This window comes from Paenibacillus sp. DRB1-1 (genome assembly GCF_052119485.1).
Lineage (GTDB): Bacteria > Bacillota > Bacilli > Paenibacillales > Paenibacillaceae > Paenibacillus > Paenibacillus polymyxa_B.
Genome location: NZ_JBODQH010000001.1, coordinates 1,322,477 through 1,344,599 on the forward strand (window position 1 = coordinate 1,322,477; position 22,123 = coordinate 1,344,599).

Here is a 22,123-nt window from a genome sequence, read left to right on the forward strand (position 1 = left end):
TTCTTACTCTTATTTCAGTCCGATTTGCTCTTTGGTGTAATAGTGACTGCCGACAATATCCTTTTCTACATTCGTCCGATCCACCGAGATCGGATCAAGCAAGTAAGCAGGAATGATCTTTTTACCGTTGTTATAGGATTCGGTGTCATTCACTTCCGCTTGTTTGCCCTGTAAGATACTGTTGGCCATCACGACCGTTTGCTCAGCCAGCTTGCGAGTATCCTTAAATACAGTTTGCGTCTGCTCCCCAGACACAATCGACTTGATGGAAGCCAGCTCCGCATCCTGCCCTGTAATGATCGGCAGCGGCTTGTTCGCTGATCCATATCCGACCCCTTTTAGGGATGAAATGATACCGATACTGATTCCGTCATACGGGGATAGTACCGCGTCCAGATTAGCCCCCGAATAGTACGCACTCAGCAGATTATCCATTCTCGACTGGGCCAAAGCTCCGTCCCACCGCAGTGTAGCGATCTGCGCCATCGTCATCTGCTTGCTGCGCACGACCAGTTTGCCGGAATCCACGTACGGTTTAAGTACAGACATCGCACCATTGAAGAAGAAATAAGCGTTATTGTCATCCGGTGAACCACCGAATAGCTCGATATTGAATGGGCCTTTGCCTTCCTTGAGTCCCAGCTTTTTCTCAATATATGCCGCCTGTAGCACGCCCACCTTGAAGTTATCGAAGGTCGCATAATACGTTAGATACGGTGTGTTGCGAATCAGACGGTCGTAAGAAATGACCTGAATGCCTCGGTCGTGTGCCTTCTGAATCACATCCGTCAGCGTGTTTCCGTCGACCGAAGCGATCACCATAACATTGACGCCCTTGGTGATCATATTTTCGATTTGGGAGATTTGGTTTTCAACCACGTCCTCGGCGTACTGTAAATCCGTTTTATAGCCTTGCTCCTGAAACAACCGGACCATATTCTCTCCGTCCCCTACCCAACGCTCGGACGATTTGGTCGGCATGGAAATGCCCACATAGCCTTTTTCCTTGCTGCCCGTTCCACTCTCCGCCAAATTACAGGCCGAAAGCATCAGGGCCAAAACCAGAAGCCATACGACAACAGCTCCTTTTTTCATATGAAGTTCCCCTTTCCTCATGTGATGCGGGTCAATTTGAAGGTAAGTGCTGATTAGAGTCGAAATTAGATAGCGCTTACATAAGTGAGGCAATGAGCACCTCTCCTTTTTTTATGTGCAAACACATGGTATCATTCCAGGCCGGGAAAGGTCTTTGCAGGTTTTGAACTTTTTTTATAAAATTTTAACCTTTGTGTGGGGGGAGGGGGAAGTTGGAGGAGATAACATGAAACTCGTTGACTAAATAGTCATATGGCTTGTAAATAAATTAAAATAACTTCCACTTTATAATTTTCCGCTATACTGGGTGCTTAAAAAGAGACAAAAAAAAGGCAGCTCCAGTTATCAAGCTCCCTTTTTGAATGTGCTTATCTTAAAAGTATTTTAGTTAACTTTTACCTTCATCGACATCAATTAAAAACACCCGCTCATGGAATCCGCCCCGTGCCTCGGCTTTGTCCGTCCGCAGCTTGTCCAGCTCTTCTGCATTCGCTCCATGTTCTTCTGCCAGCGCTCGAATGACTTCCAGCATATCCGCCAGCTCTTCCAGCGCATCCTGATCTTTTTCCGCTTCAAAATATTCCTCTGCTTCTTCACGAAGCTTCGTTCTCAGCTCCTGCTTATATTCCTCTGGGTCCAAAATGTGTGTCCGACATTCCTTGCCCTGAGACATAATGAGGTGCGGAATCCGATCCCGCACCAGCTTGTTGTATGTAGGCATATGAAATAACACCCTTTCTGATGTGGAAGCTTTAACCCGTAATCCAACATATTCCTTTTCGTCATTATATCATTAGCTCAATAAGCATCGGGGATGATTGATAAAAGATCTAACGATTCATTGAATGAATTTTCTTTATAAATAGATGGATACCGCTTAGACGGATCAGCTACGATTCGCTGTGACAAAGACTCTAGAATAGAGTCCGTTTTATAAAGCAACTTGTCTACTTCCCCCAGCTTCATCGGCTCTTTAGATACATCATCTTCTCCCGAAACCAGATAATGTACCGTACCGATAAACAGCACCATATCTAAATTGGGCTCAGCCTCTGTGTGAATTAAAGGGAACAGGTCAGTCACAGATAAACGAATATACAATGGAATGATTTGGTTTCGATGAACATAAATGGCCTTAGCCATAGAAAACATCGCTTGATCACAAAGAATGAGGCAGTTGTGAAACTGATTATGGTCGCGCATCATCTGTGCAAGCTTGATCTGGTATTCGGCAAGCTTTTGAAAATCCATCATGCAATTGAATATGTAGGTGTCACTGTACTTAGGCAGTTTGAAATCGGAATCACTATGTAGTTGGGGACTTAAGGAGTAATGTTTCAAGGGGAATCAACTCCTGAATTAAAATTTCATAAACGAGGATTTTGCAGAAATCCCATAAGCGACTTCCAATGAACAAGATATAGATCGAAATGGTTTAGTTCGTCTATATCCTTGCACTTCGGAGCGACTGGTATCGAATTTTGCAAAATCCTGAAACAATGTGAGCAACATAGCACAAATATGTAACCATCAAGATGTATAATTTTCTAGCTACCGGACAAGCTTCCTAATAAATATTACTATATAGTAGTTTTTAATTCAATTTACTTACTAACACTTATTAATTAGATGTAACTCTTTCTCTACACTTCTAACTAGAGGATTTTGCAAAATCCAACAAGCGACTTCCAATAATAATATATAGGTCGAGATGATCTAGTTCCTCTATATATTGCACTTTGGAGCGATTGGAATCGATTTTGTAGAACCCTTACTATAGAGAGGTGTATTCATGTCAGAACTTTTGGAATTAGTCGGTACACGTATTCGAGATATTCGAAAGTCTAAAGGGCTTTCCCAAGAAGCTTTAGCCGAAAAAGCAGGATTCAATTCGAGTTATATTGGATTCATTGAGCGAGCGGAGAGAAATATATCTTTGAAAAATCTGGAGAAAATAGCGAAGGCATTGAACGTGGGCGTCTATCAGTTGCTTACATATGTGAAGGACAATGATGAGCTTACCGAAGAAGATTCGAGTATAAAAACCATTTTGACTCTCCTAAGAACTCGTGAATCCAAAGATACTGAGCTGGCATTAAAGATTCTTACGGACATCTTTATAAGAATCGATGAACGATGAAACAAAAAAGGAACTGCGCTTTGCAGTTCCCCACCAACCTCTTACGACAACGCCAACATCGCTTTCATATCTTCCTCTGCGGTAGTAATTAGCTTCAAGCCAAACATCTCCACCAGTACATCCAGTACGCCAGAAGAAATAAACTCAGGCGGCTTCGGCCCAATGCGAATATCCTGAATGCCGAGGCTGAACAAGCCCAGCAGGATGGCGACCGCTTTTTGCTCAAACCAGGACAGAACAATGCTCACAGGCAGCTCGTTCACCGTACAGCCGAAAGCATCCGCTAACGCCAGAGCAATTTTCACAGTAGAACCCGAATTGTTGCATTGTCCCAAATCAATATAACGCGGAATGCCGGTATCTCCAACGGTGCCATAATCCACGTCATTAAAGCGGAATTTACCACAGGACGTGGTCAGAATAACCGTATCGTTCGGCAAGGATGTAGCTAGCTCGCGGTAATAGTTACCGCCTTTGCCTGGTGCATCGCAGCCTGCAATGACGAAGAAACGGCGGATATGCCCGTCTTTAACTGCCTGAATAATCTCAGGAGCCAGCCCGATAACCGTCTCATGATGATATCCCGTCGTAAGCACCTGTTCAGACTCTACATCTGCGGCTGGCAGGGCCAACGCGCGCTCGATCAGTGGAGCAAAATCGTCGTTCACAATTTTGGCAACACCCTCTAGTCCAGCAACTTCATAAGAGAAGAAGCGGTCTGCATACGTGCCTTTAATCGGCATAACACAGTTCGTTGTAGCCAGAATCGCACCTGGGAACTCCTCGAACAGTCTGCGTTGATCGTACCAGGCTTTACCGATATTCCCTTTGAGATGTGCATATTTCTTCAATGCCGGATAGCCGTGGGCAGGCAGCATTTCTGAGTGGGTATAGATGTTGATGCCTTTACCCTCCGTCTGCCGCAGCAATTCCTCCAGCGCATACAAATTATGTCCAGTCACGACGATACATTGGCCTTCGATCTTATTCTGGCTAACAGTAATCGGCTGCGGAATACCAAAACGATCCGTATGCGCACGATCCAGCACATCCATGATCCGTACAGCCGCATTTCCGACCTTCATCGCCATTTCCAAATGCTCTTGTACATTAAAGTTAGAATTGGTTAAGGTCATATATAACGCTTCATGCGTGATCCGATCTACCTCTGGATCGCTATATCCCAACTGACGAGCATGTGTCGCATAGGCAGCAATCCCTTTTAATGCAAAAATCATCGTATCCTGCAAGCTTGCTATCGTCTCATCTTTCCCGCACACCCCAACTACTTTACACCCGCCACTCGGCGTCTGTTCACACTGATAACAAAACATATCGTTTTCCTCCAAATATTGATAGATATTTGTTCGTTATCCCCAGCGTAACAAACCCCTGAATGCGTAGGTGTGATTACACACACATTTTTTCTTACAGTTTATTATGAGACAGTGTGGGACTCATCCCTCATTTCAATCCTTCCTACTCTACCGTGCTTTCTTGAATTCCACCGCCTTTACGGTACTGCACAGGGGACACGCCCATAGTCTTTTTAAAAGCGGTGCTAAAATAGTGCTGACTGTCGTATCCCGTACGTTCTGCTATATCATAGATAGACAACGTCGTGGAATCCAGCAGTTGCACCGCTTTACGGATACGAGCACGCGTGACGAGGGTCACGAAGCTGTCGTTGAGCTCCTTTTTGAGCACACGGCTGAGATATACGGCGGATACTTGTAGCCGCGAAGCAAGGGCTTCCAACGTCAGCTCCCGATCGGCGTAACCTTCCTGAATGAGCTGCCGAGCCCGGCGTACGATGGGAGACAACTGCGATTCGCCATACACACGATCCCGACTCACCCGGTATGCGTCAATTGCGCCTTCCAGTCCACCCGCGTTGGACTGCACATGCGTATGAACCGCTATATTCAGGTAGCGCCCAATCGCCTGCTCCATGGAAGCGCCTATCGTCTCGGGTGCCTCCTGCCACAGGCATATGCCGATCAGCCCGTTCGCATCGCGGAACAACACATGCGGTCGGTCCTCCAGCAGTTCGCCAATAATATTTTCAGCAGCAAAAAGAAATAACTGGCGGTCATTCTCGCGCATAATCGTCTGCCGGGCCTCTGCCGCAGGCCACCGTACGACACCGATCTGAGCAGGCGGCCGCGATGGAAGCCGTAAAAACGCCAACTGCTCCATGACGTCTTTTCCCGTGTGTTGCCCTTCCAGCCATTCCAGGCAAAACCGCTGGCGCAGTAGCGGAATATTCCGTTCAATCTGTCCGGCGGCTTGTTCTACATAGGCAGCACGCTTGTGCTCTTCGTCCATTCGCTGACGAAGCCGCAACAACGCAGCATGAAGCTGATCCGCATCTACCGGCTTCAAAATATAATCCTCTACGCCAAGTCGGACAGCCTCCTGCGCATAAGCAAACTCATCATGCCCGGAAATGATCAGACAGCGGCATTCCGGACGCTCGTCCCGCAGCCGCCGAATCAGTTCAATCCCGTCCATGAACGGCATATTCATATCGACCAGCACGATGTCGATATGAAGCTGACCCACCAGATCCAGCGCTTCTTCTCCGTCCTCCGCCTCTGCTGCAACCTCCATGCCCAGAGCTGCCCAGTCTATGCAATCTCGTATCCCCTCTCGGATGATCGGCTCATCATCTGCGATCAATACTTGGTAACGTTTTGCCGTCCCTATGGTCACTTCCGTTATGGCCTGGTCAATCAGACTCGCCGTTGTCGAGTTGTCTGTGGCCTGTGATTTCGTCATCCTGACCCTCTCCTTTTTCATAAGGCTTCTTCAGTTGTGCCATATCCAGCAGCAACGGTTGAGTGATCGTAACGCAGGTACCTGTCCCTTCTTTGCTCTCCAGTACAATTCCATATTCCTCGCCAAAAGACAATCGGATACGCGCTTGTACATTCAGCATGCCATAGCTTCTGCCATGGGTACTAACTCCCTTTTGCTTCTGCTTTCCTTCCATCGCCTCCAGGGGTATTTCCAGCCATTCGCGCAGTTCACGCAGACGGTCCGCCGTCATCCCTGCGCCATCGTCACGTACCGTCAGCAGCAGCTTGTCGCCCTCGGCTTTAGCTTCTATCCAAATCGTGCCTGGGCCTCGTCTGGCCTTGATGCCGTGATAAATCGCATTTTCCACTACAGGCTGAAGCATTAACTTCAACACGAACAGATCCTTTAGCTCGTCGGGTACATTCAATTCCCAGCGAAGTCGATCACGATAGCGGGTTTGCTGGATTTGCATATAGCTCGATATATGCTCAATCTCGGAGCGCAGCGGAATAAAGTCATCCCCCTTGCTCAGCCCGAGATGGAACAATCTCGATAGCGCCCCCACCATGTCGGACACGTCGTCTGCTCCATTTTTTCGAGCCATCCAGTGAATGGTATCTAGCGTATTGTATAGAAAATGCGGCTTAATATGCTCCTGAAGGCTGCGCAGCTCAGCATCCCGTTTTTGCCGTTCCCTCAGTTCGCTAAGTGACATGAGACGGCGAATTTGCTCCAGCATCCGGTTAAAGCTCCGTCCCAGCATTCCAACTTCATCCCCACGGTCACTCCATTGGCGAACTGTAAGATCTCCTGTCTCTGCTGCCCGCATATAGGACATCAGCCGGAAAATCGGCTGCGCAATGGAACTCGACAATCGCAAGGATGCCGTTAAGCCAAATAGACATACAATAAAAACAAAACAGACGACATAGAACTTAATTTGCCGCACTTCCAGTGTAGATTCGCGTGCCGGGAATACCCCCACTGTTCTCCAGCCCGTGAATTCGGAAGCCCTGAACATGAACAGCAATTCTCTGCCCCCAGCTTCACGGGTAAACATCCCGCTGTCACCTGCCCCGAACCATTGCGGCGGAATGCGCTCAATCAAAGGCATATCCGGCCTGTACACGCTGCGCCCCTCAGCATCTGTCACCATTAAATACCCGCTTTTGCCCAAGGTTACGTCCCTGGCGGCCTGCGACACAGCTCTCAGCTTGAGGTCAATCATAATCACGCCTAACACGTGACCGGTTTCCGAATCCGTAACCGAACGGACGACGGAGACAATTTCACTATCCTTGTACCGGACATGAGTCGTTACATTACGGTGGCTCGGCTGTCCTAGCACAGTGAATATGCCTGCATGCTGCGCCGCCTGTTGGTACCAGCCTTCTTCCGTCAGGCTACGTGTGCTTCTAGCGTACATTTCGTTGCTGATATAGTCGCCTTTTTCGTTTACGATCAGAATCCCTGCAATCTCAGGATATAACGTAGTATAGCCCTGCAAAAATTGCTTCATTTCATATAGCGTATCCTGCTCCTGTACAGAACTTAATGCCTGCTTGGAGCTGAGAGCCTGATTTTGCACCGAGTTCTGTGTCAGCTCCCCCTGGTTTTCGGGCGTTACTATACTCGCATGACCCGCGTGGCCGTCTGCCAGCGTCCGCCCTTTCCAGAACTCCCCGATATCGGGGTTAAAAGCAATCAGATACGTCATGTTTTGCAAATTTTCCATTTTGGTGTCCAGCGCTTCGTTTACCTTGCCAATCAACTGCATCGTATGGTCTTCCACCTGCCGCTCAATAATCCGTTCCACCGTCCAATTGACCAGCAGACCTAATCCCAGCGAAGGCACAATGCCAAACAACAGGAACAGCAGCATGAGCTGATAACGTAAAGGCATATTGCGCAAGCGTAACCGCGGTATCGTTTGGCGCACCCCTAATTGGATACGCTCCCAAAATTTATTTCGCATAATAATCATCTACATTCGCCCGGGTGACCACGGAAATCCCAGTATCTACCCGCACGGGCAGCGGAGTGTTGTCTCCAGTGGAAGAAGGTGCAGGAATCGTCAAATGATGATGCAGATGGAACAGATATTGAAGCGACCAATAGCCCATATTCCATGTTCCTTGGGCAATTGTTGCCGAGATCGTCCCACCACGAATCATATCCAGTGTCGCTTTATTCGTATCAAAAGAAATGATTTTCAGCGGATGGCTGTTTTTTTGACTCAGTACCGCTTCACCCACACCTGTTCCTCCCGTTGCATCGGTCACAAAAATGCCCGCCAGTTTCGGATAAGCTTTCATCAGCCTTTGCGACTCATCCCGGGAGACCATCGCGTCTGCCCGGCCATCTGCGACTTCCACCACCTTCATGGCAGGATACTGCCGTTGAATGGTATCACGAAAGCCACGCGAGCGTTCTTCATGATTTTGCTGTCCAGGCAGTGTCAGAACAGCGACTTGGCCTTCTCGTCCCAACAGTTCTGCCATTTTATCTGCAGCGGTCACGCCCGCCTTATAATTATCCGTGCCCAAAAAGGAATACGCACGACTCCCCGGCGCTCCGGCATCAAACAGCACCACAGGAATGCCCGCATCTAGTGCCTTATTAATCACCGGAATGAGAGAGTGAGGATCAATCGCTGATATGGCAATCCCTGCGGGCTTACGAGCAATCGCCTGCTCAATAACGGTCGTCTGCTCCTGCGCATCATAACGGGTAGCTCCCCGATACTCCACAGTCACCCCCAGCGCATCCCCGGCATCCTCGAAGCCCTTGAGCCCACTTTTCCAATACTCCAAACCAGACTGGAAGGTAATCATCATATAGGTTTCTCCGATGCTGCCTCGTAGCCCCTTATCCTCCCAAGTGCCATTCAACGGGCCCGTTTGTTCATACCTGAACACATAGAGAGCAAAGGCCGCAATCAACAGCATATATACCAGCAGCGTTTTTTTCATCCTTCCTCTCCTCTTCCTGTGTGTATCCTTAAGTTATAAATTCACTTTAATTTATTCTGGTTTTACTTAGATTGTAAACGCAATCATATTAAAATGGAACTACTTCACTCTTCTTACTTTCAGGTGGCGTTAATCCTGCACTAATGTTTCTACGTTACAATACCTACAATTGTGTGATGGAAAGCATATGCGAATCTTCTTTAGGAAAAGGAGTGATATGGATGAGCAAGCCGCGTATCGCGGAGTGGACAGAACTACGGGGCCTTGCCTACCTCGCTGTCGTGCTTCAGCATTGCATTGGCGAATATATTTATCGCAGCGACATCCAACAGCCAGATTCTGTTATGCTCGCGATGCTGTATCATTTGACACGTTTTGGCACACCAACGTTCGTTTTCCTGTCTGCGGCGCTGCTTTTTTATAACGGCAACAAACCGATTGGCTATCCTCGCTATATTGGCAGGCGGTTTCGAGATATTTATGTTCCTTTCCTTTGCTGGACTGTTATTTATTGGGTATGTACTCAAAACTGGTCAACGGCACAGTGGGGAAATATTTACTTTTACAAAGGTATGTTCGAGGAAATGATCATCCCCGTCAGCGGATATCATCTATGGTTTGTAGTGATGATCTTTCAGTTTTATATTTTGTTTCCTTTATTTTCAAAAGCAGCCGGGCAGGTTCAAGCGTTTCTACGTCGTTACAGCACGAAAAGACGCAAACAGCTTGTTTTGGCTATTATGCTGATTGCCGCTGCGGTTTATGCTTTGCTGTTACAATGGTCCTACTATGACATGTCTGCATGGAGCACTCGGTTACCGTCCTTTTGGCAGACTCTGCTGGATTATCGCACCTATAACTTTGTCATGTACTTTTTCTATTTTATGCTGGGCGCAGTATGTGCTTACATGACAGACACCTGGCGTGGACTAGCCAAACAGACGTTGCCGTGGAATGTATTTGTCTTTATTGGTTTGTTCATGCTCATGGGTCACACGATGCTGATCCAGTCGGGCGATACGATCAATCTTAATATTTCGACCTATTTGAAGCCAAGTACCTTTGTTCTAATTGTGTCGCAGTTGCTTTTATTGTACGGACTGCTGCTCCATTTGCAAAAAGATACGCGATCCGAGCCGTTTCGCCGTATGCTGAACTGGATCGGACGTTATTCTTTTGGAGGATATCTGGCCCATGCACTCGTGCTGGCCTTCATATCCTACTACACCCGCCCGCTTGCACTGGGCGATCATCATTTTACAGCTACGCTCATTACGTTTATCGTCGTGGCAAGTGTTTCTCTGGGCATCAGCTGGCTCTTTGCCCATCTGCCCGGTGGCAACTGGATTGTTGGTTCCAAAGGCAGACAGCGATTGAATTGGCATTCGTTTCGTTTCCAGTTTCTTTCCTCCAAACGTGCTTCCAAAAGCACGCAGGAGCTTGGCTAATCTTGTGCGTCTGTATTTCAGCATGGGGTTATAATTCCAATGGATTTGGGCAGGGCTCACTTATTGAGCTCTGCTTTTTTTGTTGCCTTAGTATGCCGTCCCCTCAAAAAAATGATTAACATTTTATGACATGAATATGTATTTTATTTTAAAATAAGTAATTATATAGAATAATCATAAACGTTACGCGGGAAAAGTTACAGTTTTGCATAACAAAGAAGGGAGAGGATGTACTGAACATAATATCGTCGTTGTTAATGATCTAGCCCTAAACATAGTGAGGCAGCTTCTTGGTCTGAAACATACGGTTGTACTGATTAATCAGTTCATCCAAAAGCATAGACTGCTGAAGTACACAAGCATGTCCGAAGCCATACTCTTCGTAAAGATCATGCAATTGTTGTCTGGCGTGTTCCATCTGTTGAATTAACGGCACCGTTTCATACCTGCTCATCCTGCATACCTCCTAATGAATTTCATTTTAAGGAGGGATGTACAAATACGTCATAATCTTTTTTGAGCCGAAAAATTACAAAATAATACAAAAAGAGACCAGCAATAAGCTGGTCCAGGGTAATGAATTAGTGCTTGGTCAAGATCCACCAACGTGTCCTTGTGTTTGGATCGTGTCATGGCTTAGATTTCCAGTTTGGACTGGTACTGTGAATACCAGTAAAAAGCTAGTTACCGCCAAGAAGAAAGCCATCCTTTTGATCATTTTTCTCCCACACCTCCTCATAAATAGATTGGAACTGTGTCTGTGTTTCGGGAGCCGCATGTGTTTTGAAATGAAAAAATAATCCAAAACAATTGGCAATAAGTAGTACATGGTTAATTGTAACAGCTTTTTCAAACGCGTTTATTAAACATTTGAAACCATATGGATATCTACCTTTATATAGGCTATACTTAGCCATTTTATACCAGAAGCGTACGTATTCTTCCGGTAAAACTTGTTGTGTATACATGTCAGAAGACAACGGTTCCTGATACGCTGCAATTTGGGATTCAAAACGCTTAAGGATATGGTCTACATCTACATTGTACCGATTAGCAACTTCAAGGACGTTTAGTAGCTCGGAAAAAATCTCATTTTCAGCAGCCATATGTTCTACGTAATCGGGGAGAACACTAATATCCCCGGACATAAGCCTGTTGACGTACGTATTAATTTTCGCCCATTGTTGATATTGCTTCTTCCAATAAAGTGAATCAGGATCCTTCTCCTTCACCCAACTTAGATCGGCATAACCTCGAATATGTTCTAATGCCTGTTCATGATCACCTTTTGCATCGCAAGCATTAGCACACAGCAACTCGGAGTAAACTATGTATACAAACAGTGGCCTGCTTAGCTTTTTTCGTGGCTCTGTTCCTTTTCGCTTAGAGTTATTAACCAAATTATATTGGATCTTTCCCATTTGACCCATTTGAGATGAAAATTCATACACCTTGTCCCACATGCTTAATGATCTGTACATGTTTGCCAAATCTTTTAATGCATCTAATTGCTCTATCTCGTCTAAACGATCAACAAAAGGGGCAAATTCAATGGCAGCCTGAAGATTTACAGCTCTATCTTGTCCAATATTGATTTGGAACAAACGATACTGGCAGATCGCCAATCGCTCTGAATGCTGCTGCTTCTCACTTTCAGCCACCTTTTTGTAAAGGTATGCCGCTGCTTCATTGTAACCGTCTTTGTATACATTTTCGGCAACTTCAAAGAGTGATGGCAGATAATTAGGGTTATCCAATAACAGAATTACCACTCGCTGTAAGCAGTCCAGTCGTCCTAGTTCAATACATCGGTATAGGAAAGGGCTGATTTTTTTCCAGTTTAACGGAGATTCTTCAATGCATTCTTCAATATAACGTTCGTAAAAATAATCCGGTGGTAAATTCATTCCCGCAGTAATACTATCCAGTTGGTGAACAGAAATAGATCGGTTACCGGTCACAATGCTACTAACTGTACCTACATTCAAATCAATCGTGTGACCAAACTTGGTCATCGTTAAACCTTTTCGTTTCAGATAAGTTTGAATTTCTGCCTGTATCGTAGGTGTGATTTCCATGGACAAACCACCCTTTCAGCATTTTCATAGAATTTCAATTTCAATAAACAATATAGTTTGGAAACTAATAGTATAATTATTGATTTTCCTTCACGATAATACCATCTTTTGGAACAAACATAAATGCTTTTACTTTATTGATTTTTATATTTTTATTAGGAGATCATTGGATGTTGGACTATGAAAGGAGAAGATCATTTGAAAAATACAGGCATGACACGTCCATTGGATACGTTAGGTCGAATTGTTATTCCTAAAGAGATGCGAACCTCTATGGGTATTCAAGCTGGTGAGTCTTTAGAATTTTATTTAGATTGTGAAACAGGTTTATTGAGTATGCGGAAGTATATTGGAGTCTGCTGTCACTTATGCTATTCGATCCAGGATTTAAGCTATTTCAGGGATTCATTTTTATGTAAAAAATGCATAAACGATCTGAAGGGAAACATAGGTGTAAGTTAAATAGCACATCGGTCGCCTTCACAACATTTGGTTGAGAAGCTAAGAAGACTTATGCGTGAGCATCCAGCAGCCAAGCAAGGTGAATATGCTGAATGGCTTGGCGTATCCCAAGACCGTATTCCCCAGCTTAAAAAGCTATTATAGGTGCCGCTCAGCTCATATTCTAGCGAAGCTAAATAACCAGTCGCTGGTTGATTTTGTGCGACTGGTTATTTAAACTTTCAACTCTATATTTGCTGTAAATTATGGAATTAAACCTATCTAGGTGATATATTTTCACTATATGTAAACTTCCTAAAGGCGCACTTAACGGACTCAAAGCTAAAAACTAATGTTGAAGTAGGTGTACGAATGAAATCACATGTTCTAATTTATGATGGTTATGTGAGTTTTGAGATTATGTTAGCAACCTATTTTATGAAAACCAAAGGGGACATTGTTACGATTGGGGTAACCAAAGACCCAGTGATTTCCTATGAGGATTTTAAAGTTATGCCTTCGGTGGCCATTGATGAAGTGTCTGCCGAGGATATTCAACTCCTAATTATACCTGGTGGAGATAACACTCAATTAAAGACGAACAAGCAACTCCTAGCTTTAATCAATACACTGAATAATGATAATAAAGTGATAGCGACCATTTGTTCTGCCACTGAATTACTGGAGATAGCAGGTGTCTCCTATAAAAGTCCTGTGAATCATCCAACGGGTCTGGAGATACACAAGAACATCATTGCGGCTAAACCAAATAAGTATGTGGACTTTGCAATTGAAATAGGCAAGGTGATGAACATTTATACGGATGATGAAGATTTAAGAGAAACCATTGATTTTTTTAAGCTCTTTAAAGATAGTTGACTCTTCTGCTCTCCCCCACAACAATCACTTTATGTATGGTGATATTTAGAATATTATTAATAAGGAAATTAGCATACATAAAGGGGTAATTAAAATGAATGACAAATTAAAGGGGCTATTAGTGGGCTTAACCATTGGTACGATGATTACAGGTGCAACCGCAATGGCTGCATCTGGAACAAGCGTAAATGCTGTTGTGAAAAAGTTTGATGTGTTTTTAGAGGGTACAAAAAAGAATACTGCCGAGGCCTTGATTTACAACGGAAACACATACATCTCTGTTAAAGATATTGGAATTGCAGAAGGCAGACAAATCAGCCTCATTGATAATAAACTGTATTTAGGTAAACAGCAAAATATTATTACAGAAAATCAAGCGATCAATATTCTTTTTGATAAAATAAAAAACGAAGCTGTTAAATACAATTTAAATGTAATGGTTGAAGGTTTGGAAGGAACAAAATACTCTTTAAGAGCTTACGAAGATTTCCCTGATCACATTGCAACTTATGGATTCTATTACGTAGACAAATACACTGGCAAAGTAACTAAATATGACATCGTACACGATAAGGAAGTTGCAATTTAAGGATGGGTTTCCCCCATCCTTTTTTTTGTTGTCAAACGATCTGCTCCTCGACTTATTCAAGATGAAGATATGCCACGGTATCCCCTGCTAACGCTTCAATTGAGCTTCATTCGAAGTGCCGGACTTACGATCGAATGTAATTGGCCCTTTGCGGTTGACGAGCCGTTTCAGATCGACGGTCATTTCATTTTTCAGCTTATTTATAAGCTGTTCCTCATTAATTCCTTTGCTTTTAGCGATGTCGGACAACGATTTGCCTTGTCCCAGCTCATTTTCTAAGCGAACAGGAGTGATACCCAATAGTTTGGCTACTTTTTCGTTCAGATGATGGTCCCAGCCTCCAGGCCGTTTGCCATGCCCGTGCTTATAAGCATGTCCTTGTCGATGGCAGTCCTGTGACTGCATGCGCCCTGGATCAGCCTCACCCTGAATAGAGTTACTAGGAGTAAGAGCTTGCATCTGGGGGCTTGTCTTTATACCAGCAGCTTCGATCATCCCTGCACTACCATACATCATCACTCCTCCATACAGGGTAGCAGTGATTAATTTCCATTGTTTTTTCATATTCAGGCCCTTCTTTCACCCTTTTTAATTTAATATTTTCTCTTTCCTGTATTTTTATTCGTATTTTCAACTGTTAAGTAGTCACAAGACCGGGAAAATACGAGCTCATGAACATTTCTATCACGGTTACACCCCAATCTTCGATCTGAACGCACTCCTTGGAAACCTTATCATGTAGGGTAAGTAAGAATGAAGTACTAAACTTTCTACAATATAATTCGAAATTTTTCAGGTAAAATATCAAGGAAAATATGATAAAATTTTTTTGTAATCGATTACAATTAATTTTTTGGAAAGAAATGTTGTATCAAGCTACTACAGAATGCACTGCATCATAGTCAGACTACACGCAATTACACACAAGGAGGAAAGTCCAATGAAACAAAAAAGAATACGGTTATTTTTATCAATTTTGATTTGTTTTTCGCTTATCTTACCCGCAGTAAATGCACAGGCGGCAACAACGATCACCTCAAACCAAACCGGTACCCATGACAACTACTACTATGAATTGTGGAAAGATCACGGGAACACAAGTATGACTCTTAATAATGGGGGTGCGTTCAGTGCCCAGTGGAGTAACATTGGAAATGCATTATTCCGTAAAGGCAAAAAATTCGACGAAACCAAGACACACCAGCAAATCGGAAATATTTCGGTAAACTACAATGCCGACTACCAGCCAAATGGTAATTCGTATTTGTGCGTTTATGGATGGGCAGTTGATCCGCTCGTAGAATATTACATCGTCGATAGCTGGGGAAGCTGGCGTCCACCAGGTGCAACATCCAAGGGCACCTTTAACGTTGACGGGGGAACATATGATATTTATGAAACCACTCGGGTAGACCAGCCTTCCATTAAAGGAGACAAAACAACTTTCCAACAGTATTGGAGTGTCCGGACATCCAAACGCACAAGCGGAACCATATCGGTTAGCGAGCATTTCAAAAAATGGGAAAGCATGGGCATGAAAGTGGGCAAGTTGTATGAAACTTCACTTACTGTAGAGGGATACCAAAGCAGTGGAAGTGCTAATGTAACTAGTAATACAGTTACAATTGGCGGCAATTCCGGCGGCGGAACTGAAACTCCTCCAGGCACAAGCACAAAAATAGTAGCCCAAAGTATGACCAAAGGTGGTCAGTACACTTCTAATATCAGCTCGCCGTTCAACGGAGTGGCTTTATACGCCAACAATGATTCGGTAAAATTTACGCAAAATTTCACTAGCGGCACCCATAGTTTTTCATTACGTGGTGCCTCGAACAACTCCAACATGGCCAAAGTTGACTTGAAAATCGGTGGACAAACAAAGGGGACCTTCTATTTCGGTGGAAGCAACCCTGCTGTCTATACTCTAAACAATGTCAGTCATGGCACCGGAAACCAAGAGGTCGAGCTCGTTGTAACAGCCGATGATGGAACATGGGATGCTTATGTTGATTATTTGGAGATCAACTAACCTTACTATCTATTAAAATTGTTAAGGAGGTACAGCCTTGTTTATAGCTAAAGCAGGAAAATGGACGGCAATTATGTCAATCACCTTGTCTTTATTCACTGGCTCGCTGGTGATCTCGAGCAACCAAGCGCATGCGGCTGATTGCTCGAACGGTTATGTAGCGTTAACCTTTGACGATGGTCCCAATCCCTCTAACACTAAAGCGCTGCTTAGTGCTCTGAAGCAAAACGGTTTACGCGCGACGCTCTTTAATCTTGGACAAAACGCGCAAAACAATTCTTCGCTTGTACGTGAACAGCAGGCAGCAGGCATGTGGATCGGTAACCATTCATGGTCACATCCGCATATGACACAACTGAGCACATCGCAGATGTCATCGGAAATTACACGAACGCAGCAAACGATACAGTCCATTACTGGCACGGCACCAAAGTTGTTCCGTCCTCCGTATGGCGAAACCAACGCAACCCTCAAATCCATCGAGACCCAAAACGGTCTTACCGAAGTATTGTGGAACGTTGACTCCCAAGACTGGAACGGCGCCTCCACTGCACAGATCGTAGCTGCTGCGGGCAAACTTAAAAACGGCGATGTGATCCTGATGCATGATCAGTACCAGACTACACTCCAAGCTATTCCACAAATTGCACAGAACCTCAAAAACCGTAACCTTTGCTCTGGTATGATCTCACCAAGCAATGGCCGGGCGGTAGCGCCTGATGGCGGAGACGGCGAAACGCCGCCAAACAAAGGCACAAAAGTGGAAGCAGAAAATATGACCAAAGGCGGTCAGTACACTTCAAATATCAGCTCGCCGTTCAACGGAGTCGCTTTATACTCCAACAATGATTCAGTGAAATTCACACAGAATTTTACCAGTGGCACCCATAGTTTTTCACTCCGTGGTGCTTCAAATAATTCCAACATGGCCAAAGTTGACTTGAAAATTGGTGGACAAACGAAGGGTACCTTCTACTTCGGCGGGAGCAGTCCTGCGGTCTATACTTTAAACAATGTCAGCCATGGAACCGGAAATCAAGAGATTGAGCTTGTTGTAACAGCCGATGATGGGACATGGGATGCTTATATTGACTATTTAGAGATCATCTAATTTTAAAAAACAAAATCCCGGCGGGATCTTCCCGGCCGGGATTTTTGTCGATATCCTTTTTACAACATTCTCAATGTAAAAATAACAAAATATTGAAAATTGCAATCTGTTGTATAATGGCGGGTAACAACTAGAAATCGCTATAAAAATATTCATAAGAGATGCAGGTGATAGCGATGGAATGGTATTTTGCATACAAAAACGAATTGGAAAATGTATTTCGTCAAGCGGAGGAACGGACGTCCACGTTTCCAGCTCCCTTTCAGCAAGAGGGTTTGGACTATCTGGCGCGTTTTAATCCGTTGCGGGAAGACAGCACGCGTAATTACATATGCTATTTGCTTCCATTTTGGCTGCAAGAACTCACCGGACTGCCCCCCGAGACATGCCGCAAGCTGTCACTTGGCAACGTGTTCGTCATGGCTCACTATTTAATTCAAGACGATGTGATGGATACAGCAACAGACAACCGTAAAACGCAACTCGCCTTAAGCCAGCTATTCTATACCGAGTGTCTAAGCGTATATCGGGACCTTTTTCCTGCAACCTCTCCTTTTTGGTCATATGCCCGAGCGTATGTTGATGAATGGGCCGTTAGTGTGACATCCGAAGGAACAGAGGACTATTTTCAAGGAGAAAGAAATAAGGTCGCGCTGAAAGCAAGTCCATTAAAAATGGCTGGAACGGGTGCTTTACTGCTTGCAGGCCGTGCCGATCTGATCCAGATCATTACAGATATGACGGACTTGGCGCTACTCGTGCTTCAAATGTCGGATGATTGGGCGGATTGGTCAGAAGATTTGGTCGAACATAGCTATAACTGTCTTTTGTCCCATATCAGTGCCGAGCAGAAGACGGCTTACTGTGAAGGATTGGGACCCAAACAGATTCAGGAAGCGATTTATGTACGCGGTGCGCTCGCCAGCTATGTGAACATTGCCGATCAAGCAGTCCAACAGTTAGAGACCCTGGAGCCTTCTATCCACGGCCTACGTAGCTTTGCACATTCTATCACAGCAGAACTGGGCGAAGTGGCGGCGGAAATTGAAGGCGGACGCTCGCATTTAAGAAGAGGCGGACTTGATTACTGGCTCTCCAAAAATATGAAATAATGCTAGATTTTTCTGAGTCTTTCGTGGTATACTGACTAGGTAAATATAACCAATTGAATGAGAGGGTGATTTTTGATGGCTACTGAAGTTCTTCAAACACAAGTCATTCAAAAAGCTTGGGAGGATGCCAGTTTCAGAGAGAAACTGATGACAGATCCCAAATCTGCAATTCGTGATGTGTTAGGAGTCGTGATCCCCGATCATATCCAAATCAAAACGTTAGAGGAAACGCCTGATCAGTTTTTTCTGGTAATTCCTCCAGACCCCTCCGGTGTACTCGCTGCATCCCAGAAACCTCGCTCGATGTGGTAAATTGGTTGTTAATGCTTATTTAATCTATACTCCTTATTCTCATGTGGGTGGGCTCAGCAAGCTTCCCTCCGTCTTCTCCGAATGCAAAAAAGCCGGATATTATCCGGCTACGGGGAAGCGGATGGTCGCTTCCGTTCCCACCCCTTTTGCACTTGTAAAAGTTATTTTTCCATTCATCGTTTCAATAATCCGAAAAGTCACCATCATCCCCAAACCCGTGCCTTTTGTCTTATTCGAGAAATAAGGCTCACCTAGTCTGGATAAAGTCTGAGCATCCATCCCTTCACCATTATCCCGAATATGAATGACAGCTTCTCCGTTGTCCACATAAGCCCATATATGAATATGACCCTGGTCTCGCAGCGCTTCAATGCTGTTTTTGATGATATTGATGAACGCCTGCTTGAACTTGGAGGAATTCCCGCGTACTTTGATTTCCTGGGGAATATCCAGTGAAATTTTTCCACCTTGCAAATTAGCCATTGGACTGATGATTCCTTCAATATGTTTGAATTCGTCCAATATGGTCAACGTTTTGGTTTGGTCAAACTCTGGCTTGGCAAAAGTCAGAAAATCAGTAATAATCGCGGAAGCTCGATCCAGCTCCTCCAAAGCGATATGTAGATAGTCTTTGTTTTTACCATCCTCCTGCTTGCTCATCAACTGAAGAAATCCACGTGTAACCTGAAGGGGATTACGTACCTCATGAGCTACAGATGCAGCCAGATCGCTAATAATCTCCATTTTCTCCGAACGTTGAAGCTCATTATTGAACATCTCCAGTTCTCTGGAATACCGAACCACCTGCTTGTGCTTTTCTGCCAGCCTTCTGCCCAAAATCGCGATCAACGCCAGTACAAAACCGAACACGCCCCATTTCCACAAAAACATATTGTAGTGTCCGTCCAGAATAAAGAACCAGCTCAGTTCCCCGATAGAGATGACTGCAAAAAATGCAAAGCCTGTCGATAAAATGATCGCTTCGTGATCACCCTTAAGTGCCATGCGAACCGAAGCAAATACCAGCAATATCATTAAGGCGACGAGTAATATACCCAAGATCACTACACTAAAAAAATAATATATATCGTTCAACCGCTCCTGTGCTCCTAAATTTACAATCATCATGGTAAAGCAGAACAAAGAGTAGGCGGTTAACAACTTTCTGAATTTGCGAATCAGTATAATCGAATTGATATTTTGCTCAAAAAAGTAGGCTAATGAAGGCAGCAGAATAAATAGTGCCACATCAAAAAGTTGTAAGTACAGCTTTCCATAGCCGCGATAGAATGTATACAAGAATGGTGAATACGTTACGATCATCAGACCAATAGACAATACAATCGCACTTAGGGACAACCACATAGCCATACTCGGACGGAATAGAAAAAACGAGCAGATCAGTAGTACCAGGGCGATAAAGATAAACGTACTACCCAGTACAATATCTAAAACATCCATTCTGACCAAGGTTCCCAATAAATCACGATAATCACCGGTCATCACATTGCCGATAATGCCCAGTCTATTCTTACTGCTTTCCGTCCATATGTATAATGTTTTACCGCTGTCTTCCGGCTTCAGCGGAATCAGAATACGATTATTCTCATAATTGTACCCACGGTAGGATTCGTAAAAATTGGTCCCATCTTTATACAGCGTAATATGCCTGCCATAAATATTTTCAAAAAGTACCGCTGGCGTTTCGTCATTTAGCGAAGGTAACTTAATACGAATCCAGGCGGAGCCTAGATTGCCGGGCTGCCTAAGCAGTTGTGTATCATCTTCAATATGCATCCAGATCTTGCTAGGGTCCTTTACCTCATCTAAAGAGCCATCCTCGTTTACCGCTCCCCATCTCATATCCCAGGAGGGTATTTTATAATCCCTTTCCGGGGTCATTTTGGCCGCATAGACGGAGTGGCCCAGCGACAACAGCAACACAATGACCGCTAGCAGGGTGGCGACAGCTTTGGGCACATGCCTCATGTTAAGCACCTCAAAGTTACATAGTAGGATTTACAAGTTTGTATACGTTTTAACATTTTTTACGTCCTGAAATTATATTATTCTATACGATGATGTGCATACCTTCTTCATAAGAAGGGTATCATGTTCTTTTTACTCATTTTTTGTAAAATCTTCATATTGATTAATGATCATTTCCTGTTCGCGCCGCTCCTTCTGCTCTCTAAGCCCCAACCATGGTTCACAATCTTCATCTTCATAGATCGTCCAAATATCAGAAAATAAATAATCGCGTATTTCTACTATTTTTCCAGCCTGTTCGCCATCTGTCCAGTATAAGCCTTCTGGGCGCCGAATGAGGGTGCGGGAAAATCCCGGGGTAGATGCCTTTTGACCTACTCGGATACGACTAATCATCGGACCAAACATGTACCATTCCAATTCATATCCCTCCCTATCTTCTTTATCATATCACAGCAGTTACCAAAAAAACGCTAATTGAGAATGGGCATATCCCTATTCGCATGATTTTAACTTCCTACAGACACACTAACTCAAGGTTTAGCCGTTCTTCTGTTTGGGTAAGGTCGGAATAAGCAACAAAAAGTAAAGGAGCTGAGCAGCATGGCCAATCGTGATGATCGAACTACTGAGCTACATGACAATGATTTCGAGCCTTCTCTGCAAAATGCAGAAACCAACTGGGAGAATCTTACTGAAGGGCCGGATACTCCTCTGGAGGACGTCCCCGATGCCGATGAACTGACACCGAACAGTCCTGTCGATCCTTCTGCTCCTGCTGAATTCCTGCATGGTACCGATTTGCTGAATGGTACCGATGGGGACGAAGAAGAGCAACTGGACAGCGACGATATGCTGGATTAACCACTTCATTTTATCGGGTGAAAGAAAACGGTTACCCATTCTGCTATGCGGGTAATGAAGTGTATAACAGAAAGGAGTTGACTGATCTCCTATGTATAAAGATCCGATGTCTCAGGCCGATATGGAGTATAAGCGCTACAAAGCCTTAAATCCCGTGGAAGCAGACGAACGTAGGACCGCGGACAAGACAACTACAGATGATATCTCGGCCGAAGATAACCCACGAGGAGTCGCATCTGCGAAGCCCGAACCCAGGGATCAA

The 22,123-nt window shown here is 44.5% G+C and carries 21 protein-coding genes and 1 pseudogene; 10 read left to right on the forward strand and 12 right to left on the reverse strand.

Features of this window, described 5'->3' with window-relative positions; all coding sequences use genetic code 11:
* Nucleotides 1-9 precede the first annotated feature (9 nt).
* From chvE to ACQW03_RS05835, 3 genes are all read right to left on the reverse strand, one after another.
* The gene (chvE, locus tag ACQW03_RS05825; protein WP_441948690.1) at nt 10-1,095 is read right to left on the reverse strand and encodes a multiple monosaccharide ABC transporter substrate-binding protein; all 1,086 of its coding nucleotides are present in this window, start codon (nt 1,093-1,095) and stop codon (nt 10-12) included.
* 388 nt (nt 1,096-1,483) lie between these two features.
* On the reverse strand, nt 1,484-1,816 hold the full coding sequence (locus ACQW03_RS05830; RefSeq protein ID WP_441948692.1) for a nucleoside triphosphate pyrophosphohydrolase: 333 nt from the start codon (nt 1,814-1,816) through the stop codon (nt 1,484-1,486).
* A gap of 77 nt (nt 1,817-1,893) precedes the next feature.
* Nucleotides 1,894-2,436, reverse strand: a complete 543-nt coding sequence (locus ACQW03_RS05835) for a hypothetical protein (protein ID WP_441948694.1) — start codon at nt 2,434-2,436, stop codon at nt 1,894-1,896.
* A 451-nt stretch (nt 2,437-2,887) separates the two neighbouring features.
* Between ACQW03_RS05835 and ACQW03_RS05840 the strand changes: the two genes are divergently transcribed.
* Nucleotides 2,888-3,235 (forward strand): helix-turn-helix domain-containing protein, encoded by a 348-nt coding sequence (locus ACQW03_RS05840; RefSeq protein ID WP_023987345.1) that lies wholly within the window; start codon nt 2,888-2,890, stop codon nt 3,233-3,235.
* A 41-nt stretch (nt 3,236-3,276) separates the two neighbouring features.
* Here the strand turns inward: ACQW03_RS05840 and hcp are convergent, their stop codons facing one another.
* The 4 genes from hcp to ACQW03_RS05860 form a co-directional block, all read right to left on the reverse strand.
* Complete coding sequence (gene hcp / locus ACQW03_RS05845; RefSeq protein ID WP_071639800.1) at nt 3,277-4,569, reverse strand: hydroxylamine reductase; 1,293 nt, start codon at nt 4,567-4,569, stop codon at nt 3,277-3,279.
* 145 nt (nt 4,570-4,714) lie between these two features.
* On the reverse strand, nt 4,715-6,016 hold the full coding sequence (locus ACQW03_RS05850; RefSeq protein WP_441948697.1) for a response regulator: 1,302 nt from the start codon (nt 6,014-6,016) through the stop codon (nt 4,715-4,717).
* Nucleotides 5,967-8,021 (reverse strand): cache domain-containing sensor histidine kinase, encoded by a 2,055-nt coding sequence (locus tag ACQW03_RS05855; protein WP_441948699.1) that lies wholly within the window; start codon nt 8,019-8,021, stop codon nt 5,967-5,969. The genes ACQW03_RS05850 and ACQW03_RS05855 overlap by 50 nt, the downstream gene beginning before the upstream one ends.
* Nucleotides 8,002-9,009, reverse strand: coding sequence for a substrate-binding domain-containing protein (locus ACQW03_RS05860; protein ID WP_069079719.1), 1,008 nt, complete (start codon nt 9,007-9,009; stop codon nt 8,002-8,004). The genes ACQW03_RS05855 and ACQW03_RS05860 overlap by 20 nt, the downstream gene beginning before the upstream one ends.
* Nucleotides 9,010-9,230: 221 nt before the next feature.
* On the opposite strand from ACQW03_RS05860, the gene ACQW03_RS05865 reads away from it, so the two are divergent.
* Complete coding sequence (locus ACQW03_RS05865; RefSeq protein WP_071639797.1) at nt 9,231-10,457, forward strand: acyltransferase; 1,227 nt, start codon at nt 9,231-9,233, stop codon at nt 10,455-10,457.
* A gap of 268 nt (nt 10,458-10,725) precedes the next feature.
* Here the strand turns inward: ACQW03_RS05865 and ACQW03_RS05870 are convergent, their stop codons facing one another.
* Both ACQW03_RS05870 and ACQW03_RS05875 read right to left on the reverse strand, forming a co-directional pair.
* Entirely contained in the window at nt 10,726-10,911 is a 186-nt protein-coding gene (locus ACQW03_RS05870; protein ID WP_076293429.1) for an aspartyl-phosphate phosphatase Spo0E family protein, read from the reverse strand.
* Between the two features lie 226 nt (nt 10,912-11,137).
* Nucleotides 11,138-12,535, reverse strand: a complete 1,398-nt coding sequence (locus ACQW03_RS05875; RefSeq protein WP_076293428.1) for a helix-turn-helix domain-containing protein — start codon at nt 12,533-12,535, stop codon at nt 11,138-11,140.
* A 198-nt stretch (nt 12,536-12,733) separates the two neighbouring features.
* Between ACQW03_RS05875 and ACQW03_RS05880 the strand changes: the two are divergent.
* From ACQW03_RS05880 to ACQW03_RS05890, 3 genes and pseudogenes are all read left to right on the forward strand, one after another.
* Nucleotides 12,734-13,141, forward strand: a pseudogene (locus ACQW03_RS05880) (AbrB/MazE/SpoVT family DNA-binding domain-containing protein).
* 207 nt (nt 13,142-13,348) lie between these two features.
* Nucleotides 13,349-13,855 carry a DJ-1/PfpI family protein gene (locus ACQW03_RS05885; protein ID WP_071639794.1) on the forward strand — a complete coding sequence of 169 codons (507 nt, stop codon included), beginning with the start codon at nt 13,349-13,351 and terminating at the stop codon, nt 13,853-13,855.
* A gap of 94 nt (nt 13,856-13,949) precedes the next feature.
* Complete coding sequence (locus ACQW03_RS05890) at nt 13,950-14,444, forward strand: hypothetical protein (protein WP_071639793.1); 495 nt, start codon at nt 13,950-13,952, stop codon at nt 14,442-14,444.
* Nucleotides 14,445-14,531: 87 nt separating this feature from the next.
* Here the strand turns inward: ACQW03_RS05890 and ACQW03_RS05895 are convergent, their stop codons facing one another.
* Nucleotides 14,532-15,008, reverse strand: coding sequence for a hypothetical protein (locus tag ACQW03_RS05895; protein ID WP_071639792.1), 477 nt, complete (start codon nt 15,006-15,008; stop codon nt 14,532-14,534).
* Between the two features lie 376 nt (nt 15,009-15,384).
* On the opposite strand from ACQW03_RS05895, the gene ACQW03_RS05900 reads away from it, so the two are divergent.
* The 4 genes from ACQW03_RS05900 (at nt 15,385) to ACQW03_RS05915 (ending at nt 19,008) form a co-directional block, all read left to right on the forward strand.
* Nucleotides 15,385-16,473 carry a glycoside hydrolase family 11 protein gene (locus tag ACQW03_RS05900; RefSeq protein ID WP_071639791.1) on the forward strand — a complete coding sequence of 363 codons (1,089 nt, stop codon included), beginning with the start codon at nt 15,385-15,387 and terminating at the stop codon, nt 16,471-16,473.
* 37 nt (nt 16,474-16,510) lie between these two features.
* Nucleotides 16,511-17,584, forward strand: a complete 1,074-nt coding sequence (locus ACQW03_RS05905; protein ID WP_441948701.1) for a polysaccharide deacetylase family protein — start codon at nt 16,511-16,513, stop codon at nt 17,582-17,584.
* Nucleotides 17,585-17,760: 176 nt separating this feature from the next.
* A complete protein-coding gene (locus tag ACQW03_RS05910) occupies nt 17,761-18,696 on the forward strand; it encodes a hypothetical protein (RefSeq protein ID WP_441948703.1) in 936 nt (311 codons plus the stop codon).
* A gap of 75 nt (nt 18,697-18,771) precedes the next feature.
* On the forward strand, nt 18,772-19,008 hold the full coding sequence (locus tag ACQW03_RS05915; protein WP_013309068.1) for an NHLP leader peptide family RiPP precursor: 237 nt from the start codon (nt 18,772-18,774) through the stop codon (nt 19,006-19,008).
* 99 nt (nt 19,009-19,107) lie between these two features.
* On the opposite strand, the gene ACQW03_RS05920 is transcribed toward ACQW03_RS05915, so the two are convergent.
* Both ACQW03_RS05920 and ACQW03_RS05925 read right to left on the reverse strand, forming a co-directional pair.
* A complete protein-coding gene (locus tag ACQW03_RS05920; protein ID WP_071639788.1) occupies nt 19,108-20,997 on the reverse strand; it encodes a sensor histidine kinase in 1,890 nt (629 codons plus the stop codon).
* A 132-nt stretch (nt 20,998-21,129) separates the two neighbouring features.
* Entirely contained in the window at nt 21,130-21,417 is a 288-nt protein-coding gene (locus tag ACQW03_RS05925) for a hypothetical protein (protein WP_441948706.1), read from the reverse strand.
* A 183-nt stretch (nt 21,418-21,600) separates the two neighbouring features.
* Between ACQW03_RS05925 and ACQW03_RS05930 the strand changes: the two genes are divergently transcribed.
* Nucleotides 21,601-21,861, forward strand: coding sequence for a hypothetical protein (locus tag ACQW03_RS05930; RefSeq protein WP_025723196.1), 261 nt, complete (start codon nt 21,601-21,603; stop codon nt 21,859-21,861).
* Nucleotides 21,862-22,123: the final 262 nt, after the last annotated feature.

Bases quoted from the DNA above. Each gene is read 5' to 3' on its own strand.
- ACQW03_RS05840 (WP_023987345.1), top strand. From the start codon at position 2,888: ATGTCAGAACTTTTGGAATTAGTCGGTACACGTATTCGAGATATTCGA.
- ACQW03_RS05850 (WP_441948697.1), bottom strand. From the start codon at position 6,016: ATGACGAAATCACAGGCCACAGACAACTCGACAACGGCGAGTCTGATT.
- ACQW03_RS05860 (WP_069079719.1), bottom strand. From the start codon at position 9,009: ATGAAAAAAACGCTGCTGGTATATATGCTGTTGATTGCGGCCTTTGCT.
- ACQW03_RS05830 (WP_441948692.1), bottom strand. From the start codon at position 1,816: ATGCCTACATACAACAAGCTGGTGCGGGATCGGATTCCGCACCTCATT.
- ACQW03_RS05915 (WP_013309068.1), top strand. From the start codon at position 18,772: ATGGCTACTGAAGTTCTTCAAACACAAGTCATTCAAAAAGCTTGGGAG.
- ACQW03_RS05910 (WP_441948703.1), top strand. From the start codon at position 17,761: ATGGAATGGTATTTTGCATACAAAAACGAATTGGAAAATGTATTTCGT.
- ACQW03_RS05875 (WP_076293428.1), bottom strand. From the start codon at position 12,535: ATGGAAATCACACCTACGATACAGGCAGAAATTCAAACTTATCTGAAA.
- ACQW03_RS05895 (WP_071639792.1), bottom strand. From the start codon at position 15,008: ATGAAAAAACAATGGAAATTAATCACTGCTACCCTGTATGGAGGAGTG.
- hcp (WP_071639800.1), bottom strand. From the start codon at position 4,569: ATGTTTTGTTATCAGTGTGAACAGACGCCGAGTGGCGGGTGTAAAGTA.
- ACQW03_RS05870 (WP_076293429.1), bottom strand. From the start codon at position 10,911: ATGAGCAGGTATGAAACGGTGCCGTTAATTCAACAGATGGAACACGCC.
- ACQW03_RS05900 (WP_071639791.1), top strand. From the start codon at position 15,385: ATGAAACAAAAAAGAATACGGTTATTTTTATCAATTTTGATTTGTTTT.
- ACQW03_RS05865 (WP_071639797.1), top strand. From the start codon at position 9,231: ATGAGCAAGCCGCGTATCGCGGAGTGGACAGAACTACGGGGCCTTGCC.
- ACQW03_RS05855 (WP_441948699.1), bottom strand. From the start codon at position 8,021: ATGATTATTATGCGAAATAAATTTTGGGAGCGTATCCAATTAGGGGTG.
- ACQW03_RS05930 (WP_025723196.1), top strand. From the start codon at position 21,601: ATGGCCAATCGTGATGATCGAACTACTGAGCTACATGACAATGATTTC.
- chvE (WP_441948690.1), bottom strand. From the start codon at position 1,095: ATGAAAAAAGGAGCTGTTGTCGTATGGCTTCTGGTTTTGGCCCTGATG.
- ACQW03_RS05885 (WP_071639794.1), top strand. From the start codon at position 13,349: ATGAAATCACATGTTCTAATTTATGATGGTTATGTGAGTTTTGAGATT.
- ACQW03_RS05890 (WP_071639793.1), top strand. From the start codon at position 13,950: ATGAATGACAAATTAAAGGGGCTATTAGTGGGCTTAACCATTGGTACG.
- ACQW03_RS05920 (WP_071639788.1), bottom strand. From the start codon at position 20,997: ATGAGGCATGTGCCCAAAGCTGTCGCCACCCTGCTAGCGGTCATTGTG.